This is a genomic window from Streptomyces sp. NPDC052040, from assembly GCF_044548405.1.
GTDB lineage: Bacteria > Actinomycetota > Actinomycetes > Streptomycetales > Streptomycetaceae > Streptomyces.
The window spans coordinates 424,707-449,074 of record NZ_JBIUBV010000001.1 but is presented as its reverse complement, the minus strand read 5'-3'; the positions used below and the strand labels follow the sequence as shown (position 1 = coordinate 449,074).

Genomic DNA, 24,368 nt, shown 5'->3' with positions numbered 1-24,368 from the left:
GCGCGGGTCGGGCGAACGGCTCCCCCGCCGAGGAGCGCGGTGCGCGCGTCGGGGCGGTGGCGGGCGGCGGGCGCTGCGTACGATCCCCCGGTGGTCCTCTTCCGCCTCGAACGCCTTGCTCCGCTCCCCGCCGACCAGGCCTGGCAGCGGCTCACGGACTGGCCGCGCCACGGGGACGTGGTGCCCCTGACCCGGGTGACCGTGCTCACCCCGCCGCCGACGGCCGTGGGCACGGTGTTCGTGGCGCGCTCCGGGAGGGGGCCGTTCACCTTCGACGACACGATGGAGGTGACCGTCTGGCAGCCCCCGGCGTTCTGCCGGCTGGAGAAGCGCGGCCGGGTGGTGACCGGCTGGGCGGAGATCGAGGTGCGGCCCCGCGGGGAGGACCGCTCGTGTGTGGAGTGGCGGGAGGATCTCTCCGTACGTCCGCTGCCGGGCCTCTTCGACCCGTCGCTGGAGCGGGCGGCCCGGTGGATGTTCGGGCGGGCGGTGGACGGGCTGCTCGGGACCGGTCCGGGGCCCGGTGTCAGTGGTGGGCCGTAGGGTCCGTGCCATGACCGAGACCCCGCCCCGGACTCATGCCCTCGCTCCCCGGGAAGGCGGGGCGGGAGCCGCCGCATCTGCGGACCACCCGGGCGTCGTACGACACGGTGGCCGCCGACTACGACCGGCTGCTGCGGGACGCGCTGGCGGGGATGCCCTTCGACCGGGCCATGCTGGGGGTGTTCGCGGAGCGGGTGCTCGACGGCGGTGGCGGGCCCGTCGGGGACCTCGGATGCGGCACCGGTCGTATCACGGCGTATCTGGCCCGGCTCGGGCTGGATGTGTTCGGTGTCGATCTGTCCCCCGGGATGGTGGCCGTGGCCCGGCAGGCCTGTCCGGAGCTGCGGTTCGAGGTGGGGTCCATGACAGCTCTCGATCTCGGAGAGAGGGCGCTGGCCGGTGCCGTCGCCTGGTACTCCACCGTGCACACCCCGCCCGGGGAACTGCCGGTGCTGTTCGCCGAGTTCCACCGGGTGCTCGCGCCGGGCGGACAGCTGCTGCTGGCCTTCAAGGCGGGCGAGGGGCAGACGCATCTGGACCACGCCTACGGCCACGACCTCTCCCTGGAGGTGTACCGGTACGCGCCGGAGCGGATCTCCCAGCTGCTGGGGCGGGCCGGTTTCGAGGAGGTCGCCCAGCTGGTGCGGGCCGCCGACGGGGAGCACGAGAAGACTCCGCAGGCCTGCCTGCTCGCCCGCAGGCCCGGCTGACCGACTGACCGACTGACCGGCTGACCGGCTGACCGGCTGACCGGCTGACCGGCTGACCGGCTGACCGGCTGACCGGCTGACCGGGGTCGTATCACCGATTCGATCCGGCGCACCCGTAGTCCGGGGCAGGCCATCGAACCGCCCACCTCAGACCACCGAACCGACCCACCACACCATGACCATGGCCCGCGGCCCGCAACGCGCGGCCTGCGGCCCGCTGCCCGCTGCCCGGCTCAGGCCACCGAGCCGATCCGGCGCGCAACAGCCCGGGCGATGTCGTGGTGGATCGGGGTGTGTGCGCCGGTGAGGGAGGCACCGCTGCCGCCGCGGCGGGCCGCCACGATCTCCGAGGCGATGGACAGGGCGGTCTCCTCGGGGGTCCGGGCGCCCAGGTCCAGGCCGATGGGCGACCTCAGCCGGGCCAGCTCCAGTTCGGTGACGCCGACCGCGCGCAGGCGGTCGTTGCGGTCCAGATGGGTGCGGCGGGAGCCCATCGCGCCGATGTACGCCACCGGCAGGCGCAGGGCCAGCTTCAGCAGGGGCACGTCGAACTTGGCATCGTGGGTGAGGACGCACAGGACGGTGCGCGCGTCGGTCCGGGTGCGCTCCAGGTACCGGTGCGGCCACTCCACGACGATCTCGTCGGCGTCCGGGAAGCGGGCACGAGTGGTGAAGACCGGGCGCGCGTCGCAGACGGTGACGTGGTAGCCGAGGTACTTGCCGATGCGCACCAGCGCGGAGGCGAAGTCGATCGCGCCGAACACGATCATGCGGGGCGGCGGGACGGACGACTCGACCAGGACCGTGAGCGGTGCTCCACAACGAGAGCCCTGCTCTCCAACCTCCAGTGTGCCGGTGCGGCCCGCCTCCAGAAAGTCAGCCGCCTCGGCCGCCACCGTCCGGTCCAGCTCCGGGTGGGCGCCGAGACCGCCCTCGTACCCGCCGTCGGGCCGCACCAGCAGCGCCCGGCCGAGCAGCTCCGCCGGGCCCGCGACGATCCGGGCGAGCGCCGTGGGGGTGCCGGAGGCGGCGGCGGCCAGCGCGGCCGCCACCGTCGGCCGGTCGGGGTCGGCTGCCCGGACCGGGGTGACCAGGACATCGATTACTCCGCCGCAGGTCAGGCCCACCGCGAAGGCGTCCTCGTCGCTGTAGCCGAAGCGTTCCGAGACGGTGATGCCGTCCTTCAGGGCGCCCCGGCACAGCTCGTAGACGGCTCCCTCCACACAGCCGCCGGAGACCGAGCCGATCGCCGTGCCCTCGGCGTCCACCGCGAGGGCGGCGCCGGGCTGGCGGGGGGCGCTGCCGCCGACCGCCACCACGGTGGCGACGGCGAAGTCACGTCCCTGCGCGGCCCACCGGTGCAGCTCGTCGGCGATGTCCAGCATCTCTCGATCTCCTTGGCGGTGTGTGGGGGGGGGAAGGAAGGACGGACGGGGGCTAGCGGACGCCCAGCCAGCTCTCGATCGGGTGGAGGGCGAAGTAGACCAGGAAGATCACGGTCAGGCCCCACATGAAGGCGCCGATCTCGCGGGCCTTGCCCTGGGCTGTCTTGACGGCGGTGTACGCGACGACTCCCGCTGCGACACCGGCGGTGATGGTGTACGTGAACGGCATGAGGACCACGGTCAGAAAGACCGGGATCGCGGTGGCGCGGTCCGCCCAGTCGACGTGCCGGGCGTTCATCAACATCATCGCACCGATGACGACCAGCGCGGCGGAGGCGACCTCCTGCGGGACGAGCGCGGTGAGCGGGGTGAAGAACAGGCAGGCCGCGAAGAACAGGCCGGTGACGACCGAGGCGAGGCCGGTGCGGGCGCCCTCGCCGACCCCGGTGGCGGACTCGATGAAGACGGTCTGTCCGGAGCCGCCCGCCACCCCGCCGATCGCGCCGCCCGCGCCGTCGATGAACAGCGCCTTGGACAGGCCCGGCATACGGCCCTTGTCGTCGGCGAGGCCCGCCTCGGTGCCGACGCCGATGATGGTGGCCATCGCGTCGAAGAAGCCCGCCAGGACCAGGGTGAAGACGATCATCGCGACGGTCATCGCGCCGACCCTGCCCCAGCCGCCGAACGCGACATGTCCGAAGAGCGAGAAGTCGGGCATGGAGACCGCGCCGCCGTGCAGCTCGGGGGGCCCGGCCGCCCAGACGCGGGCCCCGACGGCCCCGGTGGCGTTGAGGAGCGCGGCGACGAGGGTGCCGCCGAGGATGCCGATCAGGATGGCGCCGGGCACATTGCGCACCTGGAGCATGAAGATCAGCAACAGGGTGCCCGCGAAGAGCAGGACGGGCCAGCCGGTGAGCTGCCCGGCCGGGCCGAGGGTGAGCGGGGTGGCCTTGCCCTGGTGGACGAATCCGGACTTGGAGAAGCCGATCAGGGCGATGAACAGGCCGATACCCATGGTGATGCCGTGCTTGAGTGCCAGCGGGATCGCGTTCATGATCATTTCCCGCAGGCCGGTGACGACCAGCAGCATGATCACGGCGCCGTACAGCACGCACATGCCCATAGCCTGCGCCCAGGTCATCTCCGGGGCGACCTGGGAGGAGAGCACACCGGAGACGGAGAGTCCGGCGGCGAGGGCGAGCGGCGCCTTGCCGACGAATCCCATCAGCAGGGTGGTCAGGGCCGCGGCGAACGCGGTGGCGGTGATCAGGGCCTGGCGGCCGAGCGTGTCGCCCGCCGCGTCCCGGCCGGAGAGGATCACGGGGTTGAGCAGCAGGATGTAGGCCATCGCCATAAAGGTGGTGATCCCGCCGCGCACCTCGCGGGCGACGGTGGAACCGCGCCGGGATATGTGGAAGTACCGGTCGAGCCAGGACCGGCCGGCCGGGACGCGGGTTCCCGCGCCCGCCTCCTCGGCGGTGGTCCTGGGCTCCAGGGACTGCTGGGTCATGGTGCCATCTCCCAAGGTTCACAGGGGCACCCGTGGCGGCCGCCCGGTGGCGGCGCGCCCGGGATTTGGGAATGGACGACCCGGGGGACGGCCCGAGACGAACGGTGGTGCCGTACTGCGACAAACGGTGGTGCGGTGCTGCACTCCGGACGGCCCTCGGTCGGGCCCGTCCGGCGGATGTGCCACCGTGCCCGGCCCCTCGGCTGGTCCGGTCCGGCGGCGATACGCCGTCACGCCCGAGCCCTCGGTCGGGCCCGTCCGGCGGCGGTTGCCGTCGCACCCGAGCCCTCGGTCAGGCCGGTCCGGCGGCGGTGTGCCGTCGCGCACGAGCCCTTGGCCAGGCCCGTCCGGCGGCGATGCCCCGTCGCGCCCGGCGCCGTGCCGCCGAGGCGGCACGCCGGTCGGGGCGGCGCGGGGTCCTATGCGGTGCCGGTGAGGTGTTCCGGCCGCACAGGGGTCCTGTTCAGCTCCAGGCCGGTCGCGTCGCGGATCGCCGCGAGGACCGCCGGGGTGGAGGACAGGGTGGGGGCCTCGCCGATGCCGCGCAGCCCGTAGGGGGCGTGGTCGTCGGCGAGTTCGAGCACATCGACGGGGATGGTCGGCGTGTCGAGGATGGTGGGGATCAGATAGTCCGTGAAGGAGGGGTTGCGCACCTTGGCGGTCCTGGGGTCGACGACGATCTCCTCCATGACCGCGATGCCCAGGCCCTGGGTCGTGCCGCCCTGGATCTGGCCGATGACGGACAGCGGGTTGAGCGCCTTGCCGACGTCCTGGGCGCAGGCCAGTTCGACGACCTTGACCAGGCCCAGTTCGGTGTCCACCTCCACCACGGCGCGGTGCGCGGCGAAGGAGTACTGGACATGTCCGTTGCCCTGGCCGGTGCGCAGGTCGAAGGGCTGGGTCGGCCGGTGCCGCCACTCGCGTTCCAGCTCGACGACCTCCTCGCCGAGGACGTCCACCAGGTCCGCGAGTACCTCGCCGCCGTCGGTGACGACCTTGCCGCCCTCCAGCAGCAGTTCCGCGGTGGCCCAGGCGGGGTGGTACGGGCCGAAGCGGCGGCGCCCGAGGTCGAGGACCTTCTCCCGCACCTGCTCGCAGGCGTGCCGTACGGCGCCGCCGGTGACGTAGGTCTGGCGGGAGGCGGAGGTGGAGCCGGCCGAACCGACGCGGGTGTCCGCGGGGTTGATGGTCACCTGGCTGACGCCCAGCTCGGTGCGGGCGATCTGGGCGTGGACGGTGACCCCGCCCTGGCCGACCTCCGCCATCGCCGTGTGCACGGTGGCGACGGCCTCGCCGCCGAGGACCTCCATACGGACCCGGGCGGTGGAGTAGTCGTCGAAGCCCTCGGAGAAACCGACGTTCTTGATGCCGACGGCATAGCCGACACCCCGTACGACGCCCTCGCCGTGCGTGGTGTTGGACAGTCCGCCCGGCAGCTGGCGCACATCCGTGCCCTCGGAGCTCTCCCACTGGCGCTCCGGCGGCAGCGGCAACGCCTTGACGCGGCGCAGCAGTTCGGCGACGGGTGCCGGGGAGTCGACGATCTGCCCGGTGGGCATGACCGCGCCCTGGGACATCGCGTTGAGCCGCCGGAACTCCACCGGGTCCATGCCGAGCCGACCGGCCACCTTGTCCATCTGGGCCTCGTAGGCGAAGCAGGCCTGGACCGCTCCGAAGCCGCGCATGGCGCCGCAGGGCGGGTTGTTGGTGTAGAGGGCCACGGCCTCGATGTCGACGTCGTCCACCACGTACGGGCCCACCGCGAGCGAGGCCGCGTTGCCGACGACGGCCGGGGAGGAGGAGGCGTAGGCGCCGCCGTCCAGGACGATCCGGCAGCTGATGTGGGTGAGCCTGCCGTCCTTGGTGGCGCCGTGCTCGTAGTGCAGTTTCGCCTGGTGGCGGTGGACGTGCCCGAAGAAGGACTCGAACCGGTTGTAGACGATCTTGACGGGCTTGCCGGTGCGCAGGGCGAGCAGGCAGGCGTGGATCTGCATCGACAGGTCCTCGCGGCCCCCGAAGGCGCCGCCGACGCCCGACAGGGTCATCCGGACCTTGTCCTCGGGCAGGCCCAGGACGGGCGCGATCTGGCGGAGGTCGGCGTGCAGCCACTGGGTGGCGATGTAGAGGTCGACGCCGCCGTCCTCCGCGGGGACGGCGAGCCCGGACTCGGGGCCGAGGAACGCCTGGTCCTGCATGCCGAAGACGTAGTCGCCCTCGACGATCACATCGGCCCGCCGCCGGGCCGCGGTCACATCGCCGCGGACGACGGGCTGGCGGTGGACGATGTTCGGGTGCGGGACATGGGCCGCGTGATGGTCGTCGCGGTTCTCGTGCAGCAGGACCGCGTCCGGGGCGGTGGCGGAGGCCTCGTCGGTGATGACGGGCAGCTCCCGGTACTCGACCCGGATCCTGGCGGCGGCGCGGCGCGCGGTCTCCGGGTGGTCGGCGGCGACGATGGCGACGGGCTCCCCGTGGTGGCGCACCCGGCCGTGGGCCAGGACGGGGGTGTCCTGGATCTCCAGTCCGTAGTGCCGCACCTCGGTCGGCAGGTCGTCGTAGGTCATGACCGCGTACACGCCAGGAGTGGCGAGGGCCTCGGCGGTGTCGATGGAGACGATCTCGGCGTGGGCGACCGTGGAGCGCAGGATCTGGCCCCAGAGCATGTCCTCGTGCCACATGTCGGAGGAGTAGGCGAAGGCGCCGGTGACCTTGAGGGTGCCGTCCGGGCGGAGCGTGGACTCGCCGATGCCGCCCCTGGTGCCCGAGCCCTGGGTGATCTTGGTGGGAGCGCCGTTGGGCATGCTCAGACCCCCTCGGACTGACGGGCGGCCGCCAGGCGGACCGCGTCCATGATCTTCTCGTAGCCGGTGCAGCGGCACAGGTTCCCGGAGAGCGCCTCGCGGATGTCCGCGTCGGTGGGGTTGGGGCTGCGCTCCAGCATCTCGTCGGCGGCGACCAGCAGCCCCGGGGTGCAGAAGCCGCACTGGACGGCGCCCGCGTCGATGAACGCCTGCTGGACCGGGGAGAGTTCGGCGCCCTGGCCGCCGCCCGGGCCGGAGCCCTTGGCGTCCCAGCGCCTGGCCTCGTCGAGGGAGGTGCCCCGGCCGCCGGTGCCGCAGGAGCGCTCGGCGGCGTACTCAGCCAGGCCCTCCACGGTCACCACCTCGCGGCCCTCGGCCTGTCCCGCGGCCACCAGGCAGGAGCACACCGGCACCCCGTCGAGGCGGACCGTGCAGGAGCCGCACTCGCCCTGTTCGCAGGCGTTCTTGGAGCCGGGCAGGCCGAGCCGCTCGCGCAGCACGTACAGCAGGCTCTCGCCCTCCCACACGTCGTCGGCCTCCTGCGGCCGTCCGTTGACGGTGAAGCGGACACGCATCACGCGGCTCCTTTCGCGGTGCGGGCGGTGCCGCGGTACGACTCCCAGGTCCAGGCCAGGGTGCGGCGGGCGAGGACGCCGATGGCGTGGCGGCGGTAGCCCGCGGTGCCCCGGACGTCGTCGATCGGGTTGCAGGCGGCGGCGCACAGCTCGGCGAACTGCCGCGCGGCCGACGGGGGGACGGGCCCGCCGCTGTCCCAGCAGCCGCCCTCCTCCAGTACGGCGTTCAGGAAGTCCTCCGCGGCCCTGGCCCGGACCGGGGTCGGGGCGGCCGAGCCGATGCCGGTGCGGACCGTGCGGGTCTCCGGGTGCAGGGCGAGACCGAAGGCGCACACCGCAATCACCATCGCGTTGCGGGTGCCGACCTTGGCGTACTGCTGCGGGCCGTCGGCCTTCTTCACCCGGACCGCCCTGATCAGCTCGTCCGGGGCGAGCGCGTTGCGCTTCACCCCGGTGTAGAAGTCGTCGATCGGGATCAGCCGGGTGCCGCGCACGGACTCCGCCTCGACCTCGGCTCCGGCCGCGAGCAGGGCGGGGTGGGCGTCACCGGCCGGGGAGGCGGTGCCGAGGTTGCCGCCGACGCCGCCGCGGTTGCGGATCTGCGGGGAGGCGACGGTGTGGGAGGCGAGGGCCAGTCCCGGCAGCTCGGTCCGCAGCTGCTCCATGATCCTCGCGTACGGGACCGAGGCGCCGAGCCGCACGCTGCCACCGTCGGTCTCCCACTCCTGGAGTTCCCCGATGCGGTTCAGGTCCATCAGGCAGGAGGGGCGACGGTGGTCGAAGTTGATCTCGACCATCACATCGGTGCCGCCCGCGATCGGCACGGCGGAAGGGTGCTCCGCCTTGACGGCGAGCGCTTCCTCCCAGGTTGCGGGGCGAAGGAAGTCCATTGAACGGCTCTCTTCTCCGTCTCGTGAGGCATGGTAATCGAGCCAGATCGGGTGCGGCGGTCGCGGCTCGTTCAAGGTCCTGTTCCACAAGGGGTGGGCCCAGTACACCGCCGTGTACGCCATCGCCATCAGTCACCGAAACCATGAAGGAGTTGGCTGGCCACGGCCGCCATCTTGTAGATTCATATGAACGGAGGCCCTCGGTAACCTCTCCGCTTTCCTCCGGAAACACAGCACCCTTCCGGAGGGGGACGCGAGCGGCCTCCACACCCCGGGGCATCGTCCCGGACTGCTCTCGGAGGCCGAGAACACCCCCTCGGCACACCGTGGGCGCGCGCTCCGGACGGGAGGACCTCCTCCCGGAGCGAGGACCCGCCTGCCGGGCCCTCACCCTGACCGAACATGGATTTCTGGACAAGAACGGCGGCGACGAGACATGCGCCTGCGCGCACTGCTGAACACCGACGCCCTGGGGCTGCGGCTGCTCGGCGGCGAGGACAAGCTGGACCGCACCGTGCGGGGTGTGATGACGACGGACCTCAAGGACCCGAGCCGCTATCTGTCCGGCGGCGAACTGGTCCTCACCGGCCTGGCGTGGCGGCACGACGGGTCGGACGCCGAACCCTTCGTCCGGGTCCTGGCCGGCGCGGACGTCGCCGCGCTCGCCGTGGGCGAGGCGGAGCTGGGCGACGTCCCGGACGATCTGCTGGAGGCCTGCGCCCGGTACCGGCTGCCGCTGTTCGCCGTGCACGAGTCCGTGGCCTTCGCCACCATCACCGAGCATGTGGTGCGCCAGGTGTCCGGCGAGCGCGCCGGGGACCTCGCGGCCGTGGTGGACCGGCACCGCCGGATGATGACCTCGGGACCGGCGGGCGGCGGCCCGGACGTCGTCCTGGATCTGCTCGGCTCCGACCTGGACCTGCGCGCCTGGGTGCTCTCCCCCACCGGGCGGCCGATCGCGGGCCCGGTGCCGGGCCCCGGCTCCGACGTGTGCGCCGCGCTGGCGGCCGAGCAGCTCGCGGCGGCACGCACCGGACGGCGGGGGCCGTACCGGACGACGGTGGGGGCGGACACCTACTCGCTCTTCCCGGTGCACGGCAGCGGCGGACGGCCGGGCGGCGGCGCCCGGGACGTACGCGAGACGGTGCTGTCGGACTGGGTGCTCGCGGTCGAGGCGGACGCCGGGGACTGGCCCGCCGAGCGGCTGGACCTGCTCCAGGGCGTCACCCAGCTGATCGCGGTGGAGCGGGACCGGCGGGACGCGGCCCGTACGGTGCGGCGGCGGCTCGCCCAGGAGGTCCTGGAACTAGTGCAGACGGGTGCCGCGCCCGCCGAGATCGCGGCCCGGCTGCGGGTCGCCGCGCCCGTGCTGCTGCCCGGGCTGGGCGCCGCCCCGCTCTGGCAGGTGGTCGTGGCGCGCGTCGAGTGGGACGGCGCGGCGGGCGAGGACATCGCGGGCGGCCCGGTCGCCCAGTCGCTGCTGGAGGAGATCCTCGTCGACCCGCGGTCCGCCGGTCCCGAGCCCTCCGACCGGATCGCGGTCGCCCACTCGGACGACGAGGCGATCGCCCTGGTCCCGCTCCCGGCGGTCGCCGGGGAGCCCGACGCCGCCGAGCCGGGCATCCTCGCCGACGCCCTGCTGGAGGCCGTACGGGGCCCGCTGTCCGCGGGCCTTGACGACGACGGGCGGCTCACCCTGGGCGTCAGCGCCGCGGTGCACTCGGCCGAGGGGCTGCGCGGGGCGCTGGAGGAGGCACGGCACGCCCGCCGGGTGGCCGCCGCCCGCCCCGGCCGGGTCTGCGCCGCCGGCCACCACGAGCTGGCCTCGCACGTCCTGCTGCTGCCGTTCGTCCCGGACGACGTCCGCCGTGCCTTCACGGCCCGCCTCCTCGACCCGCTGCGCGATTACGACCGGCGGCACCGCGCCGAGCTGATCCCGACCCTGGAGGCGTTCCTGGAGTGCGACGGCTCCTGGACCCGCTGCGCGGCCCGGCTGCACCTGCATGTCAACACGCTGCGGTACCGGGTGGGGCGTATCGAGCAGTTGACGGGACGTGATCTGTCACGCCTGGAGGACAAGCTCGACTTCTTCCTGGCGTTGCGGATGAGCTGAGGTCATGGCCCTCGGGCACCGGTGGCACCACCCGCCCCAGGCGTCACACGACTTTGTGAATTCCTTCACCCACCCCCTTGGCCCGGTGCCGCGATTGGTGCTGGAATGCCGCCACCACTCAACAGCCCAATGGCGTGCTCGGGGAGGGCAACGTGGCGCATACCGCCATGTCCGGTTCCGGAACGACCGCAGATGACGATCCGCTCCAGACCGCGGTGTGGCGGCTGCGCTCCCGCGCCTGCTGGGCCGACGCGGCAGCCCTGCTGCCACCGGAGACGGCCGGGGCGTCGCTCCAACGGGCCTCGCTGTTCGTCGAGCGGTGCCTGTACACGGAGCGCGGCTGGGAGGAGGCCGAGGACGCGCTGCGGACGGCCGAGGCGCGGGCCCACAGCGACGAGGAGCGGGGCGCGGCCGCCTGTGAACGCGGCCAACTGGCCTACGCGGCCACGCTGCACGGGGTACGGGACCGGGCGGACGAGGCACGGGCCGCCCTCGGCCGGGCCGCGGCGCTGATTCCGCCGGGCGCCCCGGGGCGGGCCCTGCTGGACTTCCGGCGCGGGCTCCTCGCCGAGAACCTCGCCCGCTCCCCGCAGGCCGCCCGCGCCGCCTACCGCCGCGCCCACGCGGGCGCCACCGCGCACGGCGACCCGCTGCTGCTCTCCTTCACCTGGCGCCATCTGGCGGGACTCGCCCTGCGGGACGGCGAGTTGGCGGAGGCCCGGCACGGCTTCGCGGAGTCGCTGCGGATCCGTGAGGAACTGGGCTATCTGGTGGGTACGGCCCCCGCGCTGGCGTCCCTCGCGGACACGGAGGCCGAACCGGACGCCTCCCGGCTGCGCGCGGAGGCGGGCCGCCTGTTCCGCCTCCTGGGCGGCGTACCGACGTGGCTGGCACGGCAGCTGGCGTCGGTGAGACCGGCGCCGGGACCGGTGGCCGGACCGGCTGCGTCGTAGGGGCGCTGGGCGCAGGCGCAGGCGCGGGTGCAGGGGCGCCGGGCGCTGGGCGCGGGTGCAGGCGGAGGGGCGATCGGTGTGTTCGGTTCAGGCCGCGCCGGTGAAGTGTTCGCGCACCAGGGACTGCACCACCGTCAGGTCCCGGGCGACCAGGGCGTCGAGCAGGGCCGTGTGTTCGGCGGCGTCCGCGATCAGGTCCGCGTGACCGCGGGTACCGGGGGCGCCGAGGAGCGGCCACTGCGCCCGGCGGTGCAGGTCCTCCGCGATCCGCACCAGCTGCTCGTTGCCCGCCAGGGCGAGCACCGCACGGTGGAAGGCGCGGTCGCACTCCGCGTAGGAGGCCCGGCACCCGGAGGTCGCGGCCCGGGCGGTCGCCTCCGCCAGCGGCCGCAGCTCCGCCCAGCGCTCGGCGGGCACGGTACGGGCGAGCCGCAGCATCACCGGGACCTCGATCAGCTCCCGGATCTCGGCGAGTTCGGCCAGTTCGCGGGCGCCGCGGACGGCGACCCGGAAGCCGCGGTTGGGGACGACCTCGACCGCCCCCTCCAGCGCGAGCTGCTGCATCGCCTCGCGCACGGGGGTCGCGGACACCCCGAAGCGCTCGGCGAGCACGGGTGCCGAGTAGACCTCCCCGGGGGCCAGCTCTCCCGCGACCAGCGCGGTGCGCAGGGCGTCCAGGATCTGGCGGCGGACGGTGGCCCGCTGCACGGCAGGGCGCCCGCCCTCCCCGGACGGCGTCCCGCACCCGGCCCCCTCCGGGCCCACCCCGGGCCACTCTCCGCGGACCGTCGGCCCCGCGTAGGCCGCCACCACTCCCCCGTTGGCCGCCGCCACTCCCGCGTTGGCCGCCACGGCTTGCCCGGCGGCCGTCATGGCTCCCCCGGCGGCCGCCACCGCCCGCCCATCGGCCGCTGCGGCTTGCCCGCCCCCAGGGTGCTCGCCGCCGAGGGCGCCTCCGTCGCCGCAGGAAGGCCGTTTCGGCAGGCGGGGGCGCGGGACGGCGGGCTCGCCGTGGGTGTGCTCACCGCGGGTGGCGGGCTCGGGGGCGCCCCGCTCGCGGACCCCGTCCGCCGCATCGGGCCGCACCGCCCCGGGCCGGGCGTCCGCGGTGCGCTCCCCGGCGGAGCCCTCCGCGCGGCGCGAACGGGCCTGCTCCACGGGCTCCTCCTGGGGTCCTGACGGTGCTGCGGGGCCGAGCACGTCCCGCTGGGGCTGTTTACCGCTCGTAAAACACCTTGGGCACCTTACGCTCCGGTTCCCCCGCCTTTCATCTTCGATACGTTAGGTAAGGTAAGGCTTGCCTACGACAGCTCGTGAAACGGCGGTCCCCCCATGCCCTCCCTCTCCGTCCTGCACCCGTCCCCGCTCTCGGCGGCGTACGCCCGGCTCGGCGAGGCGTATCCGGCGCTGACCATCGGGGAGCCGGGTCCGGACGAGGCGACCCCCGAGGGCGACGGCTGGCTTCCGGCCGCCCGCCTGGCGCAGGACGAGGCCGCTCTCGACGCGTTCCTGGCCTGGGACGAGGCCCAGGTGCTCCGCGACTACGGGCAGCGGGCCCGGCCGGACGTCGTGGCGAGCTTCGGACTGCACCGCTACGCATGGCCGGCCTGTCTGCTGATCTCCCTCCCGTGGTTCCTGCTGCGCCGGGTGCCCCGGCTGTCCGTGGAACAGGTCGCCCTGCACCGCGGTACGGGCCGCATGGCCGTGCGCACCGGCACCTTCGCCTGCCTGCCGGACGACCCCGCCGCCGCGCTGCCCGGGGCCCGGGTGGTGGCGGACGAGGAGGCACTGCGGGCCGAGGTGCGGGAGGCCGTGGCCGAGCACCTGGAGCCACTACTGGCCGCCTTCGGCCCGCGGATGCGACGGCGCGGGCGGGCCCTGTGGGGAATGGCGACGGACGAACTGGTCGAGGGCCTCTGGTACGTCGCCAGGCTGCTCGGCGAGGAGCGGCGGGCCCTGCGCGAGCTGGAGCTGCTGCTGCCGGGCGCCACCAAGCCGTACGCCGGTTCGGCCGGGTTCCGCAAGCTGGCCGGTCCGGACGGCGAGCCGCGCGCGACCCGGGACCGGGTGAGCTGCTGCCTCTTCTACACCCTGCGCCCCGAGGACATGTGCGCCACCTGCCCGCGCTCCTGCGACCCGGTCAGGGCGGCCAAGCAGACCGCGCTCGCCGCGAGTTGAGGCGTCTTCGGCGTGCGGTCCGCCGGGGGCCGGCGGACCGGAGGCTGTGTGACGTGCCGTAAGATCCACTCGAACGAGACCCCACTCGGACGGCAGGTGTATCACACCGCCCCCACCCGCCTCAGTAACTTTTCGCGGAACCGCCCGTCCGGGTAGTCTTATTCGCACTCAACTCCCGCCCCTCACGCGGCAGTTCGAGCAGAACGTCGCCCAGGGCATCCCCTTGCACTTCCTTGGCGGCCTCTTGCCCCGAAACCCCCTGAGGGCCGGTGGAATTGGGCCACTATGGCGGGCGTTACGCCCTATCCCAATGCAAGGGACCCCAGATGAGACTGACCGACATATCGCTGAACTGGCTGCTTCCCGGCGCCGTGCTGCTCCTGGGCGCAGTGGCGGCGGTGGCGGTGCTCGCGCGCGGAAAGCGCTCCTCCGGGGAGAAAGCGAGCGCGGACGACTCGTGGGAGCGTGCCGAGGAGCGCCGCAGGCGCAAGGAGACCATCTACGCCTCGGCGTCCTATGTACTGCTCTTCTGCTGCGCCGCCGTCGCCGCGGCGCTCTCCTTCCACGGCCTGGTCGGCTTCGGCCAGCAGAACCTGGGCCTCACGGGCGGCTGGGAGTACCTGGTCCCCTTCGGCCTGGACGGCGCGGCCATGTTCTGCTCCGTGCTCGCGGTGCGCGAGGCCAGCCACGGTGACGCCGCCCTCGGCTCCCGGATCCTGGTGTGGACGTTCGCGGCCGCTTCCGCCTGGTTCAACTGGGTGCACGCCCCGCGCGGCGTCGACCACGCGGGCGCGCCGCAGTTCTTCGCGGGCATGTCCCTGTCGGCCGCGGTGCTCTTCGACCGCGCGCTGAAGCAGACCCGCCGGGCCGCGCTGCGTGAGCAGGGCCTCGTGCCGCGTCCGCTGCCGCAGATCCGTATCGTCCGCTGGATGCGGGCCCCGCGCGAGACGTACCGCGCCTGGTCGCTGATGCTGCTGGAGGGCGTGCGCAGCCTGGACGAGGCCGTCGAGGAGGTCCGCGAGGACCGCCGCCAGAAGGAGCAGGACCGGACGCGCCGCCGCGAGCAGCAGCGCATGGAGCGCGCCCAGTTGAAGGCCCTCAGCCGGGGCCACCGCGCGCTGAGCGGCGGCAACGGCGGACGCCAGGTGGACATGCCCACCGTGGAGCGCGCCGACGCGCCGGTCCCCGCGGAGGCCGCCACGGCGGCGGGGGAACTGCCCTCGTCGAACCGCCCCTCGCTCCAGCCCGTCCGGAACTCCTCCGCCGACCCGATCCGGGTCGACCTCACCGCGGAGGACGACACCATGGCCCTGCCGCGGCTGGACTCCCTGGAGCGCAAACTCAAGGACCTTGAACAGCAGTTCGGCTGAGAAGACCGGACCTGGCCGGCGCCGGGCCGCCATCGGTCGTCATCGGTCGTCGTAGGAAGGGGGCGCGGCGCATGCCGCGCCCCCTTCCGTCTCGGGTGGTCAGGCCGCCTCCGCCTCAAGGTCGAACCAGACCGCCTTGCCCACCCCGTGCGCCCGGACCCCCCACGCGTCGGCCAGGGACTGCACCAGGACCAGGCCCCTGCCGTGTGTGCCGTCGTCGGTGGTCGGCATCCGCAGATGCGGTCGGCGCCGGACGAAGTCCCGTACCTCCACATGGAGTCCACGGGAGGAGACGGTCGCCGTCAGGACCGCGTCGCGGTCGGTGTGGACCAGAGCGTTGGTGACCAGTTCGCTGGTGAGCAGTTCGGCTATCTCGGACTGTTCCGGCTTCCCCCAGTGCCTCAGCAGTTCCCGCAGTGCCCTGCGTGCCTCGGGCACCGCCCGTAAGTCCGCCCGTCCCAGCCTGCGGCTCAGCTGGGGGTCCGCTGCGCGTCCCCTCGCGCCCTCGGCCGCTTCCGCCGTCTTCTTCGCCGAGAAGGCCCCGATGGTCGCGGGACCGCCTCCTCGCACTCGCCTCTTCATGGCCCCCGCCCGTACGTGGTTGTCGGTACCCCTCCTACCCGAACCCGTCAGGGGGATCCATGCCCCATCCGGCAGTCGCCAGTCCTGTCGAATCGTCAACTGACGTGCGTACAGCACCAGATGGGACTTTCCCGGACGACCACCGCCCGTGGGATTGTGTCGCGGGGTTCTGTTGTGAGGCTCTGTTGCGGGGTTGCGTTGAGGGGCCGTCAGGGGCGGGGCACGTTGCGCAGGTTGGAGCGGGCCATCTGGAGCATGCGGCCGACTCCGCCGTCCAGGACGACCTTGGAGGCGGAGAGCGCGAAGCCGGTCACCATCTCCCGGCTGATCCTGGGCGGGATCGACAGCGCGTTGGGGTCGGTGACGATGTCCACCAGCGCGGGCCCCTTGTGCCGGAAGGCGTCCTTGAGCGCGCCCGCGAGCTGCTTGGGCTTCTCGACCCGGACGCCGTACGCCCCGCAGGCCTCCGCCACGGCCGCGAAGTCCGGGTTCTTGGCACCGGTCCCGTACGCCGGGAGTCCCGCCACCATCATCTCCAACTCCACCATGCCCAGCGAGGAGTTGTTGAACAGCACCACCTTCACCGGCAGGTCGTACTGCACCAGCGTCAGGAAGTCGCCCATCAGCATGGAGAAACCGCCGTCCCCTGACATCGACACGACCTGCCGCCCGCGGTCGGTGAACTGCGCCCCGATCGCCATCGGCAACGCGTTCGCCATGGAGCCGTGGGAGAAGGAGCCGATGATGCGGCGGCGGCCGTTCGGGGAGATGTAGCGGGCGGCCCAGACATTGCACATCCCGGTGTCGACCGTGAAAATCGCGTCCTCGTCGGCGACCTCGTCCAGCACGGAGGCCACATACTCGGGGTGGATCGGCACATGCTTGTCCACCTTGCGGGTGTAGGCCTTCACCACGCCTTCGAGCGCGTCCGCGTGCTTCTTCAGCATCTTGTCCAGGAAGCGCCGGTCCTGCTTGGCCCGCACCCGCAGGGTGAGACACCGCAGCGTCTCCTTGACATCGCCCCAGACCGCGAGGTCCAGCTTGGAGCGGCGGCCCAGGTTCTCCGGCCGCACATCGATCTGGGCGATCTTCACATCGTCCGGCAGAAAGGCGTTGTACGGGAAGTCCGTGCCCAGCAGAAGCAGCAGATCGCACTCGTGGGTGGCCTCGTAGGCGGCGCCGTAGCCGAGCAGCCCGCTCATTCCGACGTCGTACGGATTGTCGTACTGGATCCATTCCTTGCCGCGCAGGGCGTGCCCCACCGGGGACTTGATCGTCTCGGCGAACTCCATGACCTCGGCGTGCGCACCCCGGGTGCCGCTGCCACAGAAGAGGGTGACCCGGTCCGCCTCGTCGATCATCGCCACCAGCCGGTCGATCTCGGCGTCGCCGGGGCGGACGGTGGGCCGGGAGGTGACGAGGGCGGTCTCGGCGGACTTGTCGGGCGCGGGCTCGTCGGCGATGTCACCGGGGAGCGCGACCACGCTGACACCACCGCGGCCGATCGCGTTCTGGATCGCCGTCTGGAGCAGCCGGGGCATCTGCTTCGGGTTGGAGATCAGCTCGCTGTAGTGGCTGCACTCGCTGAACAGCCGGTCGGGGTGCGTCTCCTGGAAGTAGCCGAGGCCGATCTCACTGGAGGGGATGTGGGAGGCGAGGGCGAGCACCGGCGCCATGGAGCGATGGGCGTCGTAGAGGCCGTTGATCAGATGCAGGTTGCCAGGGCCGCAGGAGCCCGCGCAGGCGGTCAGCTTCCCGGTGATCTGCGCCTCGGCGCCCGCCGCGAAGGCCGCGGTCTCCTCGTGCCGGACATGCACCCAGTCGAGTGCGGAGTTGCGGCGTACGGCGTCCACGATCGGGTTGAGGCTGTCGCCGACCACTCCGTACAGACGTTTGACTCCCGCGCGGGCGAGGATGTCGACGAACTGGTCGGCGACGTTCTGCTTGGCCATGGATCCATGCACCCCTTCCGTCTCCTGGGGTCCATCAATCCACAGTGACCGCGATCACGCCTCCCAAACGGCGGCCGCCGTACGGTCGTCCGCATACCCCTTGACCCTCACCCGGGTGTCCGCGAGGAACGCGTCCAGCCCCGGCGGCCCGCCCCTCGACCAGCGGAGCGTCAGATGCTCGGCGAGCTGCGGTTCGCCGCGCAGGGGGTCGGCCAGGCCGCTGGTGCACAGCAGCAGGGTGTCACCCGGGCGGGCGACGGAGGCCCGGAAACGGAAGGGGTCCCGGGGCGGCTCGGCGGGGTCCGGGAGGTCCGGCGGCGTCGTGACACCGAGGTCCAGGGTGACGCGGTCGCCCTCGGGTGTCTCCGACGGCGGCGAACCGAAACCGGCCACCGCCTCGCCCGCCGTCCCGGCGAACCGGGGCTCGATGTCCTGCCACTCCCCGTCCCGCAGCCGGAACAGTCCGCCCTCCCCCACCCCGAAAAACACCCGGGTCCGGCAGGACGGGTCCCCGGGCAGCAGCAGACAGCGCAGGTCGGCGGTGTACTCCTCCGGGTCGGCCCCGAGTTCCTCGGCGCTCGCCCGGAGCCTGCCGAAGCCCCGGTCGGTGAGCCGGTGCAGGCCCGACTTCAGCTCGCCGCGGCGGGCGGCACGGATGTCCTCGACGAGCCGGAGATGGCTGCGCCCGACGGCGCGTCCAATCCAGTGGCACACCTGGGCGGCGGCGCGGTGCGCCCCCGGAGTGCCCCGCGCGCCGGTCGCCATGGCGACCAGGACGAGGGCCTGCTCCCCGGTGCCGAAACGGGCGGTGAGCAGGCAGTCCCGGCGCGGCTCGCCCCGGAACCGCGCGGAGTCGCCGCGCACGGAGGCGGCCCGCAGCGTACCGGCCCCGATGCGCGCCCCGTCCAGCACGGTGTCCGGAACCAGTTCATCGAGCCCGTCCGGATCAGCGAGCGGCAGAGCACTGGGCTCGGCATCGTAGGTGGGCGGCCCTGAGCCCACGTAGTCGGTGAGGGGCGGGTCGGTGAGGGCCGGGTCGGTGGAGGGTGGAGCGGGTACGGCGGGGAGCGGGTCGGTGGAGGGTGGGGCGGCTGCGGCGGGGAGCGGGTCGGTGAGGGGCGGGGCGGCTACGGCGAGGGGCGGGAGCTGTCCGTTCGGGACGGCTTCGATGGGGTCCAGGGGAGCCTCGGTGGGGGTGGGTGCGGTGGGGGCCGGGGCCTGTCGGTTCGGGGCGGCTTCGACGGGGGCTGGGGCGACCTCGGTGAGGTCGGGGACTGGTGCGGTGGGAGCGACCTCGGCGGGGTCCGGGGTGGATCCGGTGGGGAAGGCGGGGGGATGGGCAGGAGGCGGCGGTGCGTCGGGGAGGGGGTGGACAGGGGACGGCTGTACGGCAGTCCGGGGCGCCCCGGTCGGCGGGGGTGGGTCCTGGAAGGGACGGGTGGGGAGCTGGGGTGCGGGCGAACGGGGGTCTACGACCGGCGGGGGCGGCCCCGGCTGGGCGCGATCCGGGGACGAGCGCTCGGGTGCTGCGGGCGCGGCCGCACGGGGATCCACGGCCGACAGAGGCACATCCAACGGGGGCACATCCGACGGGGAGCGGTCGGGCGGCGGCAGAACATCCCGCGAGAGAGCACCCGGAGGCTGCTGCTGCGCAAGGGTCGGCGGATGGTCCGGAGGCGGCGGTGCATCCGCGGGAGGGCGAGCCGTCGGGACATCGGCCGAAGGACTGCCCGGCGGCACATCGGCCGCAGTACGCCCCGACGGCACATCCTCCGGAGGGCGCCCCGGAGCCGGCTCGGCCGCCGGAGGACGCCCGGGCTCCACGTCGGCCGAAGCACGGCCCATGGGCGGAGGTGCCGCAGGCGGTGGTTCCGTAGAGCCCTCGCCCGGCCGGGCCTCCGTGCCGAAGCCCGACGGCTCAGGGCCGGACGGGAAGGTCACCGGACCCCGCGGCTGCCTGGACGGCGGATCCCACGGGGCAGGGCCGGAACGCGGGGCGGAGTCCGATCGCGGGGCCGGGCCGGAACGCGGGACTGAACCGGACCCCGGGGCGGGGCCAGAACCCGGGGCGGAGTCCGAGCGCGGGGCCGGGCCGGAACGCGAGGCTGAACCGGAACGCGGATCGGAGCCGGAACGCGGGGCGAAGCCTGAGCGCGGGCCGGAGCCGGAACGCGGGTCGGAGTCTGACCGCCCGGCGAAGCCGGAATGCGGGCCGGAGTCTGACCGCCCGGCGAAGCCGGAATGCGGGCCGGAGCCGGAATGCGGGCCGGAGCCGGAATGCGGGTCGGAGCCGGACCGCGGGGCCGGCTGCCAGGGCTCTCCGGGGCCGGGCGGAGCAATGCCCGGCGCGGAAGCGGCGAAGTGGCCGGAACCGTCCGCCGGTCGCCCCTGAGGCTGCGGACCCGGTTCACTCCCCCGCCCCTCCTCCGGCGGCCCGGACGGCGGGATCTCCCCGCCGACGGTGTCCGCCGCGGAGGCGAAGCGGTCGTCCAGGCTGTCGGCCCCGGGGGCCGGTCCCGCGTCCCCGGGGGAGTCGTCGTACAACTGCCCCCACCAGTCGTCCTCGTAGCCGTCGGGTTTCTCCCCCTGCTGACTCATGTCCCCAAGTGTCCACCGAGCGCGGCCCCCGGAAACGGGTCATCGGGAAAACGGTTCTCTTCGGCAGGACCTGACGGGGTGCCGGGTGCCCCGCAATACCGCGGATTCCGGCGCCGGACGGGCAGGTCGGGCCGCCGGACGATTCCACCCCCCACGGGGGAACCGCCCGACGGCACCGGGGTGACGGGTCCGGCACGCCTCCGGTCTCCCGTCACGTCTTCGAGGCCCCACGGCTCCCTCGGTCCGCGTCCGCGCAGGCCGAACAGACCCCACAGGGCGGTACGGACAGGGCGTGGACGGCGGTTCGAGCGGCGAACACCTTCGACGGCGCCACCTTGGCAGACGCACGGGGGCTGCGGCGATGATGTTCCGAGGCGGGTTTGCGCCGTGGCTGTTTCCCGCCACGCGCGACACCGCGGGTCTTGTCTCAGGGGAGGGGACGACGGCTGATGCTGGCAGCGATAGGGCTGGACGAGAGACACGAGTCCGCGTACCGGGCACTGGTGTCGGTGGGCGCCGCAGATGTGCCCGATCTGGCGCGGCGGCTGATACTCGGCGAGCGCGACACCGAGCGTGTGCTGCGGCGACTGGAGCGGCACGGCCTCGCCGCCCAGTCGTCGGCGCGGCCCGGCCGCTGGGTGGCCGCACCGCCGGGGGTGGCGCTGGGGGCGCTGCTCACCCAGCAGCGGCACGAGCTGGAGAAGGCCGAGTTGGCGGCCGCGCTGCTGGCCGAGGAGTACCGGGCGGCGGCCTCCGAGCCCGCGGTGCACGACCTGGTCGAGGTGGTGATCGGCGCGGCCGCGGTCACCCAGCGCTTTCTCCAGCTCCAGCTGGGCGCCACGGAGGAGGTGTGCGCCCTGGTCACCGGGACCCCGGTGGCCGTGACCGGGACGGAGAACGACGCGGAGGCGCAGGCCGCCGGACGCGGTGTCCGCTACCGGGTGGTCGTCGAGCGCGCGGTGCTCGACCGGCCCGAGGGCGTCACCGAGCTGGCAGCCGCGCTGAGCCGGGACGAACAGGTGCGGGTCGCCGATAGGGTGCCGACCAAACTGGTGGTCGCGGACCGGGCGCTGGCCATGGTTCCGCTCACCGCGCACAGTGCGGAGCCCGCCGCGCTGGTGGTGCACGCCAGCGGGCTGCTGGAACTGCTGTCGGGCCTGTTCGAGTCGGTGTGGCGGGACGCGCTGCCGCTGCGGCTCGGTGCGTCGGGCGCGACCGAACAGGCGCCGGACGGCCCCGACGGCACCGACCTGGAGGTGCTGTCACTGCTGCTCGCGGGGCTGACCGACGCCAGTGTCGCCAAACAGCTCGACCTGGGGCTGCGCACCGTACAGCGGCGGGTGAAGCGGCTGATGGAGCTGACCGGGGTCACGACCCGGCTCCAACTCGGCTGGCAGGCCTACGAACGCGGCTGGGTGGCCCGCAACTGACGGACGGCCCGTTCACCGGAGACGTGGTCAGCCGCCGGATCCCGTCAGGTCGACGGCCGCGGCCAGCGCCGCCATGCCCGCGTCGTCGAGATGGAGGTGGTCCCCCGAGTCGTAGACCGGCCGGATGCGGTCGGGGCGTCCGGGGTCGCGGACGGCCGCGTCGAAGTCCGCGACGGCGTCGAACACCCCGCTGCGGATCTGGGCGTTGACCGCGTGCCGCAGTCCCTCGCGGGCCGGGGTCCAGGCGCTGTGGCCGCCGAAAGGGGTGAGGGTCGCGCCGATGACACGGATGCCGTGGGCGTGGGCCTCCTTCACGATCCGGCGGTACGCGCGGACGAAGGCGCCCGGATCGGTCTGGGGCGGAGTGCCCTTGAGGTCGTTGACGCCCTCGAAGACGATCAGTGTCCGCACCCCGGTGCGGGAGAACACGTCCGCGTCGAGGCGTTTCAGGGCGCTCGGGCCGACTCCGTCGCGCAGCAGGCGGTTCCCGGAGATCCCGGCGTTCAGGATCCCGGGGCGTCGCTCGGCGGGCAGTTCGCGCACTCGCCGGGAGAGCAGGTCGGGCCAGCGGTGGTCGGTGCCGTACGAGGATCCGGTGCCGTCGGTGAGGGAGTCGCCGAGCGCGACGACGCTGTCGGGGGCGGTACGGCGCAGGACGTCGACACCGGTCACGTAGTACCAGTGGGAGACCCGGTGGGTGTAGGCGGCGGCCGGGGTGTCGGCCGCGTGGTTGCCGCCCCGGGCGAGGAAGGCGGGCTGGAGGGAGGTGCGGTGGTAGGTCGCCGGTCCGCAGTCGGCCGGGGTGTGCACGGTGACGAGGAGGTCGGCGTCCGCCGGCACGGTCAGCCGGACGGCGTCGGTGACCCGGTCCTGGCCGGGCGGGACGGTCACCGAGCGGGCGCCGTCGAAGGTGGCGGTGTGCAGGGACCCCGGCACCGCCCCGGCTCCGGCGGCCGACCCGCCCCGCCGGAGGGCGACGGCGACGGTGACGGCGTCGAGGCGGAGCGGGGCGGTGCCCAGCCGGTTGGACAGGCGGATCCGGGCGTCACTGCCGCCGACGCCGATGTGCACCACATTGCGGATCGAGGTGCCGGGCAGCGCGGGGGCGGTGCCGGACGGCGCGGCCTCCCAGGTGCCGGTCCACCGAGGTGCCGTCTCCGCCCGGCCCACGGCGCTCGGGAAGACGGCGGCGGTCGACAGGGCGGTGAACACGACAACGGACAGGCAGCGGCGCCGGGTTGCGGTGATCTCGGGCAGGTGGTTCATATGGGCTCGCCCTTTCGCGCCGACGGCCCCGGGCACGGAGCCGGAAAGCGCTCCATGTCTTCCCGGGACACGTCGACGGGATAACACCCCGTCACACATTCGAGTGACCAGGCGATTCGGGACACCCTGCTACGGTCCGCGCCGCAGCGCCCGTCAGTGCCACCGTCCCCGCTTGGCCTCCATGGCCGCCTTCCCCTCGGCGCCCCTCCGCTTCCACTCGCGGCGCAGTTCGGACCGCAGCCGTGCGTCCGTCCTCGCGAGGATCCACTCGTTCTCGCGGAGCAGCTTGCGGTAGCTGTCCAGGCGCCGCTGCGGCAGTTCCCCGGAGTCGAGCGCCGCACGCACCGCGCAGCCGGGCTCCGTCTCGTGCGCGCAGTCGGGGAAGCGGCACTGGGCGGCGAGTTCCTCGATCTCGGCGAAGGCCTGCCCCACCCCGTCCCCGGCGTCCCAGAGTCCCACCCCGCGCAGTCCGGGGGTGTCGATGACGACTCCCCCGCCCGGCAGGACGAGCAGATTGCGGGTGGTGGTGGTGTGGCGGCCCTTGTCGTCGGTGTCCCTGGTGGCCCCCACCGTCATGATGTCCTCGCCGAGCAGCGCGTTGGCGAGGGTGGACTTGCCCGCGCCGGACTGTCCGAGCAGCACGGTCGTACCGCCGGAGAGGACGGCCGCGAGTACGTCGAGCCCCTCGCCCAGCCGGGCGCTGACCGGCAGCACGGACACCGCGGGCGCTGCCTGCTCGATGTCCTTGACGAGATACGAGAGCGTCATCGCGTCCGGCACCAGATCGGCCTTGGTGAGCACCACGACGGGCTGCGCTCCGGACTCCCAGGCGAGGGCGAGGAAGCGTTCGATACGGCCGAGGTCCAGTTCCACGGCGAGGGACACGGCGACGACGGCGTGGTCGACATTGGCGGCGAGGATCTGCCCCTCGGAACGCTTGGAGGAGGTGGAACGCACAAAGGCGGTACGGCGCGGCAGACACGTCCGTACATAGCGCGGGGCGCCGCCGGGGTCGACGGCGACCCAGTCCCCCGTGCACACCACGCGCAGCGGGTCGTGCGGGGTGACGAAGGCGGTGTCGGCCCGCACGACGCCGCCGGCGGTGACGACATCGCACTGCCCGCGGTCGACACGGATCACCCGCCCGGGGAGCAGGCCCTCAAAGTCGTAGGGAGCGAACTGTTCCGCCCACGCCTCGTCCCAGCCGTAGGGAACGAGAGCGGAACAGGCGGAGAAATCGGTGCTGGAAGTCAAGGGAAACCCTTCACAAGGGCGGCCCCGGCCACGCGCACGTCGTACGCGCTGAAGTGAGGAAGTGTCAGCCGGAGACCACGGGGGTGGAGTGGACAAACGTCTGATTGCGGGCAGCACCCATCACAGAGACAGCCATCGGTCACACCTCCCGTATCTCACGCGGCTCATCACCGAACGAACGCAGCAGCCGACAGCCACTGCGTGAAGCGGTTCTCACCCTAGGGACGACCACACCGCGACGCCACCGAGTTTTCCGAC

The 24,368-nt window shown here is 73.4% G+C and carries 18 protein-coding genes; 7 read left to right on the top strand and 11 right to left on the bottom strand.

What is annotated here, in order from left to right; translation table 11 throughout:
- The first annotated feature begins 90 nt into the window (after nt 1–90).
- Complete coding sequence (locus ACIHAA_RS01815; protein WP_399811693.1) at nt 91–543, top strand: SRPBCC family protein; 453 nt, start codon at nt 91–93, stop codon at nt 541–543.
- A gap of 35 nt (nt 544–578) precedes the next feature.
- Nucleotides 579–1,253 (top strand): class I SAM-dependent methyltransferase, encoded by a 675-nt coding sequence (locus ACIHAA_RS01810; RefSeq protein ID WP_399811690.1) that lies wholly within the window; start codon nt 579–581, stop codon nt 1,251–1,253.
- 233 nt (nt 1,254–1,486) lie between these two features.
- Here ACIHAA_RS01810 and ACIHAA_RS01805 read toward each other — a convergent pair whose 3' ends face one another.
- The 5 genes from ACIHAA_RS01805 to ACIHAA_RS01785 all read right to left on the bottom strand — a co-directional run bounded on the left by ACIHAA_RS01805 (nt 1,487) and on the right by ACIHAA_RS01785 (nt 8,414).
- Nucleotides 1,487–2,638 carry an XdhC family protein gene (locus ACIHAA_RS01805; protein WP_399811687.1) on the bottom strand — a complete coding sequence of 384 codons (1,152 nt, stop codon included), beginning with the start codon at nt 2,636–2,638 and terminating at the stop codon, nt 1,487–1,489.
- 52 nt (nt 2,639–2,690) lie between these two features.
- On the bottom strand, nt 2,691–4,148 hold the full coding sequence (locus tag ACIHAA_RS01800) for an NCS2 family permease (RefSeq protein ID WP_399811684.1): 1,458 nt from the start codon (nt 4,146–4,148) through the stop codon (nt 2,691–2,693).
- Nucleotides 4,149–4,567: 419 nt separating this feature from the next.
- Complete coding sequence (locus tag ACIHAA_RS01795) at nt 4,568–6,949, bottom strand: xanthine dehydrogenase family protein molybdopterin-binding subunit (RefSeq protein WP_399811682.1); 2,382 nt, start codon at nt 6,947–6,949, stop codon at nt 4,568–4,570.
- Between the two features lie 2 nt (nt 6,950–6,951).
- A complete protein-coding gene (locus ACIHAA_RS01790) occupies nt 6,952–7,524 on the bottom strand; it encodes a (2Fe-2S)-binding protein (protein ID WP_399811679.1) in 573 nt (190 codons plus the stop codon).
- The gene (locus ACIHAA_RS01785; RefSeq protein ID WP_399811676.1) at nt 7,524–8,414 is read right to left on the bottom strand and encodes an FAD binding domain-containing protein; all 891 of its coding nucleotides are present in this window, start codon (nt 8,412–8,414) and stop codon (nt 7,524–7,526) included. Before ACIHAA_RS01785 ends, ACIHAA_RS01790 begins: the two co-directional genes overlap by 1 nt.
- A gap of 436 nt (nt 8,415–8,850) precedes the next feature.
- Between ACIHAA_RS01785 and ACIHAA_RS01780 the strand changes: the two genes are divergently transcribed.
- Together ACIHAA_RS01780 and ACIHAA_RS01775 are read left to right on the top strand one after the other, a co-directional pair.
- Complete coding sequence (locus ACIHAA_RS01780; RefSeq protein WP_399811674.1) at nt 8,851–10,527, top strand: PucR family transcriptional regulator; 1,677 nt, start codon at nt 8,851–8,853, stop codon at nt 10,525–10,527.
- 152 nt (nt 10,528–10,679) lie between these two features.
- Nucleotides 10,680–11,480: a hypothetical protein gene (locus ACIHAA_RS01775; RefSeq protein ID WP_399811671.1), complete on the top strand. Its 801-nt coding sequence runs from the start codon at nt 10,680–10,682 to the stop codon at nt 11,478–11,480.
- Between the two features lie 87 nt (nt 11,481–11,567).
- Here the strand turns inward: ACIHAA_RS01775 and ACIHAA_RS01770 are convergent, their stop codons facing one another.
- Entirely contained in the window at nt 11,568–12,353 is a 786-nt protein-coding gene (locus ACIHAA_RS01770; RefSeq protein ID WP_399813680.1) for a GntR family transcriptional regulator, read from the bottom strand.
- Between the two features lie 459 nt (nt 12,354–12,812).
- On the opposite strand from ACIHAA_RS01770, the gene ACIHAA_RS01765 reads away from it, so the two are divergent.
- Complete coding sequence (locus ACIHAA_RS01765; RefSeq protein WP_399811668.1) at nt 12,813–13,658, top strand: (2Fe-2S)-binding protein; 846 nt, start codon at nt 12,813–12,815, stop codon at nt 13,656–13,658.
- A gap of 326 nt (nt 13,659–13,984) precedes the next feature.
- Complete coding sequence (locus ACIHAA_RS01760; protein ID WP_399811666.1) at nt 13,985–15,028, top strand: DUF2637 domain-containing protein; 1,044 nt, start codon at nt 13,985–13,987, stop codon at nt 15,026–15,028.
- Between the two features lie 99 nt (nt 15,029–15,127).
- Here the strand turns inward: ACIHAA_RS01760 and ACIHAA_RS01755 are convergent, their stop codons facing one another.
- The 3 genes from ACIHAA_RS01755 to ACIHAA_RS01745 form a co-directional block, all read right to left on the bottom strand.
- Nucleotides 15,128–15,610 carry an ATP-binding protein gene (locus tag ACIHAA_RS01755; RefSeq protein ID WP_399811663.1) on the bottom strand — a complete coding sequence of 161 codons (483 nt, stop codon included), beginning with the start codon at nt 15,608–15,610 and terminating at the stop codon, nt 15,128–15,130.
- A gap of 209 nt (nt 15,611–15,819) precedes the next feature.
- The gene (locus tag ACIHAA_RS01750) at nt 15,820–17,562 is read right to left on the bottom strand and encodes a pyruvate dehydrogenase (protein WP_399811659.1); all 1,743 of its coding nucleotides are present in this window, start codon (nt 17,560–17,562) and stop codon (nt 15,820–15,822) included.
- Nucleotides 17,563–17,616: 54 nt separating this feature from the next.
- A complete protein-coding gene (locus ACIHAA_RS01745; RefSeq protein WP_399811657.1) occupies nt 17,617–19,116 on the bottom strand; it encodes a protein phosphatase 2C domain-containing protein in 1,500 nt (499 codons plus the stop codon).
- A gap of 1,493 nt (nt 19,117–20,609) precedes the next feature.
- Between ACIHAA_RS01745 and ACIHAA_RS01740 the strand changes: the two genes are divergently transcribed.
- Nucleotides 20,610–21,590 (top strand): helix-turn-helix domain-containing protein, encoded by a 981-nt coding sequence (locus ACIHAA_RS01740; protein WP_399811655.1) that lies wholly within the window; start codon nt 20,610–20,612, stop codon nt 21,588–21,590.
- Between the two features lie 27 nt (nt 21,591–21,617).
- Here the strand turns inward: ACIHAA_RS01740 and ACIHAA_RS01735 are convergent, their stop codons facing one another.
- Both ACIHAA_RS01735 and rsgA read right to left on the bottom strand, forming a co-directional pair.
- Entirely contained in the window at nt 21,618–22,856 is a 1,239-nt protein-coding gene (locus tag ACIHAA_RS01735; RefSeq protein ID WP_399811653.1) for an SGNH/GDSL hydrolase family protein, read from the bottom strand.
- A 153-nt stretch (nt 22,857–23,009) separates the two neighbouring features.
- A complete protein-coding gene (gene rsgA, locus ACIHAA_RS01730; protein WP_399811651.1) occupies nt 23,010–24,110 on the bottom strand; it encodes a ribosome small subunit-dependent GTPase A in 1,101 nt (366 codons plus the stop codon).
- Nucleotides 24,111–24,368 lie beyond the last annotated feature (258 nt).

Coding starts and splice junctions, on each gene's coding strand:
- ACIHAA_RS01755 (WP_399811663.1), bottom strand. CDS start 15,610: ATGAAGAGGCGAGTGCGAGGAGGCGGTCCCGCGACCATCGGGGCCTTC.
- ACIHAA_RS01780 (WP_399811674.1), top strand. CDS start 8,851: ATGCGCCTGCGCGCACTGCTGAACACCGACGCCCTGGGGCTGCGGCTG.
- ACIHAA_RS01760 (WP_399811666.1), top strand. CDS start 13,985: ATGAGACTGACCGACATATCGCTGAACTGGCTGCTTCCCGGCGCCGTG.
- ACIHAA_RS01750 (WP_399811659.1), bottom strand. CDS start 17,562: ATGGCCAAGCAGAACGTCGCCGACCAGTTCGTCGACATCCTCGCCCGC.
- ACIHAA_RS01800 (WP_399811684.1), bottom strand. CDS start 4,148: ATGACCCAGCAGTCCCTGGAGCCCAGGACCACCGCCGAGGAGGCGGGC.
- ACIHAA_RS01805 (WP_399811687.1), bottom strand. CDS start 2,638: ATGCTGGACATCGCCGACGAGCTGCACCGGTGGGCCGCGCAGGGACGT.
- ACIHAA_RS01785 (WP_399811676.1), bottom strand. CDS start 8,414: ATGGACTTCCTTCGCCCCGCAACCTGGGAGGAAGCGCTCGCCGTCAAG.
- ACIHAA_RS01740 (WP_399811655.1), top strand. CDS start 20,610: ATGCTGGCAGCGATAGGGCTGGACGAGAGACACGAGTCCGCGTACCGG.
- ACIHAA_RS01735 (WP_399811653.1), bottom strand. CDS start 22,856: ATGAACCACCTGCCCGAGATCACCGCAACCCGGCGCCGCTGCCTGTCC.
- ACIHAA_RS01770 (WP_399813680.1), bottom strand. CDS start 12,353: ATGACGGCCGCCGGGCAAGCCGTGGCGGCCAACGCGGGAGTGGCGGCG.
- ACIHAA_RS01795 (WP_399811682.1), bottom strand. CDS start 6,949: ATGCCCAACGGCGCTCCCACCAAGATCACCCAGGGCTCGGGCACCAGG.
- ACIHAA_RS01810 (WP_399811690.1), top strand. CDS start 579: ATGCCCTCGCTCCCCGGGAAGGCGGGGCGGGAGCCGCCGCATCTGCGG.
- ACIHAA_RS01790 (WP_399811679.1), bottom strand. CDS start 7,524: ATGCGTGTCCGCTTCACCGTCAACGGACGGCCGCAGGAGGCCGACGAC.
- ACIHAA_RS01765 (WP_399811668.1), top strand. CDS start 12,813: ATGCCCTCCCTCTCCGTCCTGCACCCGTCCCCGCTCTCGGCGGCGTAC.